Genomic DNA, 7,189 nt, shown 5'->3' with positions numbered 1-7,189 from the left:
AGCTCGTCAGGCTCATAACCTGAAGGTCGTAGGTTCAAATCCTACCCCCGCAACCACCGAAGTAATGAAAAGCCTCTCTGCGAAAGCGGAGGGGCTTTTTTGCGTCTGAAAAATCGGGGAAAGGGCAAATTTAGGGAAATATTGTAAATTATCGTATAGATAGTTAGCTGATAATCAGACCTATAAGAAGTGACCCCCTTATGTTGGACAGATTGGCAGCGAATTTAAGGTGGGATGCCTGAGTTGATATTTTATGCTGCCATACCGTTCTTCTGGGTTAACCCAGAAGAACGGTAATAAACCCAATTTGGCGGGACGCCGTCAAGAGATGAATGGGGGCGGTGTTTGTTATATTTCTCCATCCAGTGGGTAATTTTCTGACGAGCCTCCTTGCCGCCTTCAAAACCGTAGAGATATACACATTCATATTTCAAGCTTCGCCACAGCCGTTCAATGAAGACATTGTCCATCCAGCGACCCTTGCCATCCATTGTGATTTTAACCTTGTGATCCTTCAGGGTCTCAATCCAGTCAAAGCCGGTAAACTGGCTGCCCTGATCCGTATTGAATATTTCCGGCTTAGGATATTTGCTCAACGCATCCTCCAAAGCCTCAACACAAAAGCTGGCCTCCATGGAATTGGACAACCGCCATGCCAGAACCTTGCGGCTATACCAGTCCATGATCGCCACCAGATAGAGAAAGCCCCGTTTTACCGGAATATAGGTAATGTCGGCACACCAGACCTGATTGGGCCGATCAATCACCAGGTTCCGCAGAAGATATGGATAAATTTTGTGCTCAGGGTGCGGCTTTGACGTGTTGGGCTGTTGATACAAGGACTTCCAGTCCCAGCAACTTCATCAGACGGCGAACCCGCTTGCGACCTACGTTATAGCCCTGCATCCGCAGCCAACGCATCATCTGACGAGAGCCGAAACACGGGTCTTCCAAAAACTTCTCATCAATCATCCGGATGAGCCTGAGATTATAAGCGTTCTCCCCCTTGCAAACAGAGTAATAGGTCGAACGGGGGATTTTCAGCAATTGGCACTGGCGAGTGAGCGAGAGCTTTCCCACAGGGACAATCATTGCCTTCCGCCTTTCCCGAGAGAGCGACTGAAGGCCCGTGATAAAAAATCATTTTCTACCGCCAACTCTCCGATCTTGGCATGAAGCTCCTTGATTTCGGCTTCGTGATTATCTTTTTGCTTCTCCTGCTTTCTGGAAAAAATATCTGACATATTTGCCAAAGCTTTTTTCTTCCATGTACTAATCTGGTTGGGGTGCACATCATATTTCTTGGCTAATTCGGGAAGCGTCAGTTTTTCTCGCAAAGCCTCTAAAGCGATCTTGGTTTTAAAATCGGCGGAATGATTACGGCGTTTTGCCATCGGATAATCCTTTTTAAAAACGGCTATCCCACCTTAACACCCTGTCCAGTTTTTGGGGACCATCTCTACTATTGCTGGGACTATCTGCAAGACTGCGGCATTCTTGAGCAAATTCCTGAGCATCTCCGGTTCTATTTTGACGATGAAGCCTATGCTCGCGATATGGATTTAAACGGCGATATTACTGAGTTTCGTGCTGATAACACGGATTATATTGTCTGGGGGGTGCTGATGTATTGATATCCTATGGGATGACAATTCTTATCATTTTGTCATCCTATAAGAAATCATAATGTTGATATTTGTATTCCTATATGTTATCATTCATTATTAATTTGTAAACTTAAGAGAAAACAATGAGCTTGCAACAGATTGTAAAACAGCAATATCGGGCGCTGGTCAATAAGGCTAGTCAGCAAACGGCTAGCCTCAACATTCCTAATGAGGGGTGGATAGCGACCGTGCGCAAAGCAATTGGAATGTCTGGTGCGCAATTGGCGAGACGGCGAGGTATTTCGCGCGCGCAGGTTTCCAAACTTGAAAAAACCGAGCTGGACGGGTCTGTCACTATTGGCACGATGCAAAAAATGGCAGAGGCGATGGAGTGCCGTTTTGTTTACGCCATTGTGCCGAAGGATGAAATTGAAGAGGTCATTGATGCTCAGGCACAGAAAAAAGCGCGGAAACTTGTGAGTAAGGCGGGCCAGCATATGGCGCTGGAAGCGCAAAGCCTGTCAAATGAGCAAATGCGATATGAGGTCGAGCGTATAGCCCAAGAGCTGAAAGCGCGGCCTCCTAAAGATTTTTGGGATGAATGATTGTGATAGTATTTCAAGAGCCAGATGGCGCAACGCCACTTGATCCAGATGAAATGGAAGGCTTGAAGTTCAAGCATATCACCACCCGTGGCGAGCTGGATCATTTGGAGCAAGCCAATATTCAAGAAGGCCTACAATGGCTGTCCCGTCAGAAATTACCGGATATTTTTGACGAAGCTTTTGTGCGCGAATTGCACAAAAAACTGTTCGGCCAAGTCTGGGAATGGGCAGGCAGTTTTCGCCTGACAGGCAAGAATATTGGCGTCGATCCGATGTATATCGGTGTCGAGCTGAGAAATGCTCTGGGGGATGCGCGTTATTGGGCGGAGCATAGCACTTTTGAGCCACTTGAGACCGCAACGCGTCTTCACTATAGGCTGGTTTTCATTCATCCGTTTCCCAATGGCAATGGCCGCTTTTCCCGCATCATGGGCGACCTGATGATGGAAAAGGTCTTTGGTCTGCCGCCGATCAACTGGACGGCAGGGGTTGATTTACAAGCCGCAGGTGAAAGGCGGGCACAATATATTGCAGCCTTGCGTGCGGCAGATCGTGAGGAATTTGACTTGCTGTTGGCATTTGTCTCTGAAGGTGAAGATTAACGCTCTAACTCAGGGCCTTGGGGTTCTGGGCCAGATTTCTGATTTGTCTTTGATTGCTGATGGAACCGCTCGTTATGGCGGGCCTGTTGTTTTTCCTGCATGCGCTTATAGCTGGCGAGGTCTTTGTAGAGCTTGGCTTGGCGTTTGGTGGCTTCCATGCGGTTTTGCTGAATGTCAGCTTGTAGCTTGCGCCGTTCATCCAATTGAGCTTTGCGCAGATCGTGGGCTTGTTGCTTGTCGCGCTGATAGGCGTTGAAGGTTTCCTGCTCATTCTGGCGGCGTTGTTCGGCATACTTGCCCGTGAGCTTGTCCCACAGGCCTTTAAAGCCTTTATGCATGCGGGCGGCGCGTTGATTTGTCTCGGCTTGCCAGCGTTCTTTTTGTTTGGCTTCCAAACGCTGGCGTTCCGCTTTTTGGGCTTGGATCATGGCAAGGCGTTTATCTTGCAGCGGTTTCATATCCTGATGAGATTGAAAACGGGCTTCCCGCATATATTTCTGAACTTGCGGGGTCATAAAATCAGCAATATGGCTTTTGGTTTCTGCAACAGAACGGAGGTCATCCGGCTTGCCCAAGCGTTCACGAACCTCTTTGGCTTTCTTGCCTGCATAGCGGGCGATGGATACAGCTTCGCCTTCATAGGTCACGGCGACATGGCCGCGTCTGTCCCCTTTGGCGAGGAGCATACCGCGATCCTCCAAGGCGCGTTCAAAGGCTTTGCGGTTGTCGGAAATATTCCAAGCATCCTGCACAGCAGTTTTCAGGTCTTTGGCATTTTGTGCCCATGGCAATGGCTTGGGCTTCTTTCATCGTGCCGAGCACACTGTCAGCCATGAAGCCACGAATTTCATGGATTTCGACATGCTCATTTTCTTTGGTCTTTAGTAGGTGAAGGCCAAGTTGGCGTGATCCGCCGCGCTGTGATGCCTTGATGATCATTCCTTTAATCCCAAGGCTTCAATCAGCAGTAGACGAATATCGGCAATGTCTTTGGAGGCCTTTTGTAAATCGGCTTCTGTTTCCGGTGTGACAGGCAGGCTGCCCGTATGGACGGCCTTGGCGAGCTGATTGATATTTTGCGACAGGCGTGATTTTCCGAGCTTGGCAATCAGGGCAGCCAGTATCTTGTGATCTTTGACAGGGTCTTTACCACGCTTCTTTGGACGTGGTCTGCCAGGGTCAAATAAGCGCCACTTAATATAAGCGCTTAATGACGTGCCTTCGGCATCTTTTTCTAGTTGGGCACGTTCTTCAAAGGTTAGACGAAGGGAGAAAGGGGCAGGTCTTTTACCTGTTGCTTTCCTGAATTTTGACTGCATGGTACAGGTCCTTTGGCTGTACCAGACGAAAAAATATTATATATCAAGCTTTTGCATGTCATTGACGACGAACATTAGAGACAGTTACTCGAGAGCCCCCGCAACCAATGAAGTACTTAAAAGCCTCCTCAGCACTAGCTGAGGGGGCTTTTTTGCGTTCTAGGCTAAAAGGTAACAAGTGCAAATTTAGAGAAGTATAGGGAAGTATCGTAAATTTCGCTATATTTCAGCGACCAATCCCCCTTTCTTTCTTATTGGCATAACCTTGAATACGTGGATGTCTAAATGGCAAGTGTGATCAAGAGTTAATACAGGTGTATCTAACTGATAGTCTCTAAAAATAAGCCCCCTTTAACTCATTGAGTTAAAGGGGAGGGATTACCGGAGCTTTAAAAAAGTAAACGGTTTTTGATAATGTGTCGCTGTCGAAATATTTACGAAAACGCCTTTACCACTGTAAATCAGTTTTAGTTATACATATCTGTCGAGCTATTGGTGCGAATTGTAATATAGTTAGAGGAGGACTCATAAGATGTCACCGACCTATTAATAGAACCCAATTTGTGTCATTTCGCATAAGTGCGTAGCTTTGTTTTATTAAAAATGGTTCATTCATAAATGTAAGTGACATTAGGTGATGTAAAATATTCCCAAGATTGCCACTTTGGTACTTAGAGAGGTCGCAACAATAAATTCAGTTTCTTAAATGTAATATGTTGCGTTATGCGCGTAACGCGTATAGTGTGATTGTTATGATCAAGAGTTTTAAACATAAAGGGCTTGAGCGTTTCTTTACCAAAGGAAGCAAAGCTGGCATTCAGGCAAACCACGCTTCTAAGTTAAGATTGCAATTGTCAGCCCTGCACACTGCAATGACCATCGAAGATATGAAATTGCCGGGGTGGAAGTTACACAACCTTTCGGGAAACCGAGCAGATACTTGGTCAATAACAGTCAATGGAAACTGGCGGATAACGTTCATATTTGAGAATGGTAACGTCTATATTGTGAATTACGAGGATTATCACTAATGGAATATCAACAATATAATCCACCGCATCCGGGGGAGTTTATCAAAGAAGTCTATCTTGATCCTTTGGAGTTATCAGCGAATGAAGTTTCGAAGAAGCTTGGTGTGCATTCTTCTACCTTTGGTCGCTTGATCAGCGGGAAAAGTGATGTATCCGCAGAAATGGCTGTTAAGCTTGAAGCTGTTCTTGGCCGAAGTGCTGAGAGCTGGTTATTGATGCAAGATCAATATGATTTAGCTGATGTTAGATCTACGGTTGATGTTAGTGGTTTGACTGCAATTTCTTTTCAGTAAGCTTCTAAGTATATTGACTTGTAATCAAAATTCTTAGCCGCTTTGTGCGATTAGCAGACATTGAACCAAGTCACAAATCCGGCGATAGTTTAGAAATTAATAAGCAAAAAATGACCTTGAATAATGTGATCTAACATTTGAGTAGCCACGATTACGGGCTTACCAATCTTTCGGCAGGTGGCGATAATCTTTCTTTGGGCTATGGGAACCTGATCGGGGCTTAGCTCTACACCCAGATCCCCCCCGCAACCACCGAAATCAAATAAGCCCTCATCGCATATGCGGTGGGGGCTTATTTGCGTTCTAGGCTAAGAACGAACACTCAGCAATAAGCCTGAATATAAATCTCTATATTCAACCTTATTGGCATAACCTTGAATATAAGAGTAAAAAGGAGAAAAGAGGCCTATGGAATTCAATCAAAGGTTATTAGATTAGTTAGATCGTGAAAGCTCTAAGACAAGAAGATAATGAAAGTCCTACAACTCAGGCTGTAAAACGGGCTTTACGTCTTCCAGAATTTCCTCAAGAAGTTGTTGTTCCTCCAAGTCATCAACCAGCTTTATTGTAGAGACGACATGCTGTGCTTCAACGACCCTCCATACTTCGTGGGGAGAAAATGTAATTATTTCAGGCTTGAGCTCTTCTGAAGTCCAGGTAATTAATGACATCCATCAAGCCTGTTATTGTTTTCATTAATTCAAGTGGGCCTGATTTAAATAGGCATTATGGCTTCTAATCCAGCTCGTTGTAGCTTTAGGATCTCCACCAACAATCGCATCCAAACTTCTAACCAACCGAATCAATAGAGCTGCGATTTCAATGTCCTTCTTTTCTTCTGATAGAAAGTATTCGCCCTTTTTTATGCGAGAAAAAGTCGTTTAAACCTTTATAAGCAAGGTCGGTGTAATCATTGAACATAACCGCTTCTCCTTTCTTTCCCATGCGTGAAAGGAGAAGCAATCATGTTTAAATTTTTCAAAAATAAATCAAAAATTCTCAAATATTTCGATCAGACTCAGAGGCAAAAGCACTGCTTTGCCGAAGAGCTTGATGTTATTTAAATAAAGGACATTGTTTATGAAGACACTTGATGATCTCAATCAAAAACTTAAAAAAATCGGTGCTGTAGAAGTTACAACTGATGAAACATTACAGCTACTTTCCTGTGCAATAGACACTCCTCTATCCGCGGTAAAAGATACGATCCGTAATTGGAATATGGTGTCTTTCCGTGATCAGAAGGGGGAACATATCTCAACTCATCTTGTCGGATATTCTGAAAACCAAAGAACAGAGTGGATGACATCCGTCGTGGTAAAAACGGATTTAGCTACTGGAATGATTAAAACCAAAAATTCATACTATTTAGTGAAAGACCCCAATGTAGAAGATCCGGACCCAGAAATTGTAAACCATATTTTTTACACCTTGAATACGTGGATGTCTAAAAGGCAAGTGTGAACAAGAAGTTAATATAGGCGTATCTAACTGATAGTCTCTAAAAATAAGCCCCCCTTTAACTCAATGAGTTAAAGGGGGGCTTTGGTTTTATTCGTTCCGATAATCCTGGGGATGGTTTTAAGAGAGGCCACTTCACGAAGCCTGTGAAAGATGGAGAGCCTGCTCTAAATCCCCGATGACTTTTAAATCAGCTGAATTAGTTCCGACTTAATCTGACACCACCCTCTTTTCACCAGAGTGAATTAAGGGTGGTGCATCTCTTGAAAGA

At 44.6% G+C, this 7,189-nt stretch carries 11 protein-coding genes and 1 pseudogene; 6 read left to right on the top strand and 6 right to left on the bottom strand.

Going from position 1 to position 7,189, the window contains the following annotated elements; genetic code table 11:
* Window positions 1-251: 251 nt before the first annotated feature.
* Window positions 252-1,394 (bottom strand): annotated as a pseudogene (locus tag ACN0QW_RS19070) (IS3 family transposase).
* Here ACN0QW_RS19070 and ACN0QW_RS19065 point away from each other — a divergent pair.
* The 3 genes from ACN0QW_RS19065 (at window position 1,374) to ACN0QW_RS19055 (ending at window position 2,814) form a co-directional block, all read left to right on the top strand.
* Window positions 1,374-1,634, top strand: a complete 261-nt coding sequence (locus ACN0QW_RS19065) for an antirestriction protein ArdA (RefSeq protein WP_417433815.1) — start codon at window positions 1,374-1,376, stop codon at window positions 1,632-1,634. The pseudogene ACN0QW_RS19070 and the gene ACN0QW_RS19065 overlap by 21 nt on opposite strands.
* Window positions 1,635-1,750: 116 nt before the next feature.
* Complete coding sequence (locus tag ACN0QW_RS19060) at window positions 1,751-2,212, top strand: mobile mystery protein A (protein ID WP_417433813.1); 462 nt, start codon at window positions 1,751-1,753, stop codon at window positions 2,210-2,212.
* A 2-nt stretch (window positions 2,213-2,214) separates the two neighbouring features.
* Window positions 2,215-2,814, top strand: coding sequence for a mobile mystery protein B (locus tag ACN0QW_RS19055; RefSeq protein ID WP_417433811.1), 600 nt, complete (start codon window positions 2,215-2,217; stop codon window positions 2,812-2,814).
* Here ACN0QW_RS19055 and ACN0QW_RS19050 read toward each other — a convergent pair.
* Genes ACN0QW_RS19050 through ACN0QW_RS19040 form a run of 3 tightly spaced genes read right to left on the bottom strand, consistent with a single transcriptional unit; the run spans window position 2,811 to window position 4,133 of the window.
* Window positions 2,811-3,605: a hypothetical protein gene (locus tag ACN0QW_RS19050; RefSeq protein WP_417433809.1), complete on the bottom strand. Its 795-nt coding sequence runs from the start codon at window positions 3,603-3,605 to the stop codon at window positions 2,811-2,813. The genes ACN0QW_RS19055 and ACN0QW_RS19050 overlap by 4 nt on opposite strands.
* Entirely contained in the window at window positions 3,523-3,753 is a 231-nt protein-coding gene (locus tag ACN0QW_RS19045) for a hypothetical protein (RefSeq protein ID WP_417433807.1), read from the bottom strand. The genes ACN0QW_RS19050 and ACN0QW_RS19045 overlap by 83 nt, the downstream gene beginning before the upstream one ends.
* Window positions 3,750-4,133: a hypothetical protein gene (locus ACN0QW_RS19040; protein ID WP_417433805.1), complete on the bottom strand. Its 384-nt coding sequence runs from the start codon at window positions 4,131-4,133 to the stop codon at window positions 3,750-3,752. The genes ACN0QW_RS19045 and ACN0QW_RS19040 overlap by 4 nt, the downstream gene beginning before the upstream one ends.
* 752 nt (window positions 4,134-4,885) lie before the next feature.
* Here ACN0QW_RS19040 and ACN0QW_RS19035 point away from each other — a divergent pair.
* A complete protein-coding gene (locus ACN0QW_RS19035; protein ID WP_299378769.1) occupies window positions 4,886-5,164 on the top strand; it encodes a type II toxin-antitoxin system RelE/ParE family toxin in 279 nt (92 codons plus the stop codon).
* On the top strand, window positions 5,164-5,457 hold the full coding sequence (locus ACN0QW_RS19030) for a HigA family addiction module antitoxin (RefSeq protein ID WP_299378767.1): 294 nt from the start codon (window positions 5,164-5,166) through the stop codon (window positions 5,455-5,457). Before ACN0QW_RS19035 ends, ACN0QW_RS19030 begins: the two co-directional genes overlap by 1 nt.
* An 89-nt stretch (window positions 5,458-5,546) precedes the next feature.
* Here the strand turns inward: ACN0QW_RS19030 and ACN0QW_RS19025 are convergent, their stop codons facing one another.
* Window positions 5,547-5,693, bottom strand: a complete 147-nt coding sequence (locus ACN0QW_RS19025; RefSeq protein WP_417433817.1) for a pyruvate kinase — start codon at window positions 5,691-5,693, stop codon at window positions 5,547-5,549.
* A gap of 243 nt (window positions 5,694-5,936) precedes the next feature.
* Complete coding sequence (locus ACN0QW_RS19020; protein WP_417433803.1) at window positions 5,937-6,128, bottom strand: hypothetical protein; 192 nt, start codon at window positions 6,126-6,128, stop codon at window positions 5,937-5,939.
* 409 nt (window positions 6,129-6,537) lie between these two features.
* On the opposite strand from ACN0QW_RS19020, the gene ACN0QW_RS19015 reads away from it, so the two are divergent.
* Window positions 6,538-6,921 carry a hypothetical protein gene (locus ACN0QW_RS19015; RefSeq protein WP_417433801.1) on the top strand — a complete coding sequence of 128 codons (384 nt, stop codon included), beginning with the start codon at window positions 6,538-6,540 and terminating at the stop codon, window positions 6,919-6,921.
* The last annotated feature ends 268 nt before the right edge of the window (window positions 6,922-7,189 follow it).

The sequence above is a fragment of the Kiloniella sp. genome (assembly GCF_048259265.1).
Classification (GTDB): domain Bacteria; phylum Pseudomonadota; class Alphaproteobacteria; order Kiloniellales; family Kiloniellaceae; genus Kiloniella.
Note: the sequence above shows the minus strand (reverse complement) of the source record. Positions and strands in the feature narration are given on the sequence as shown.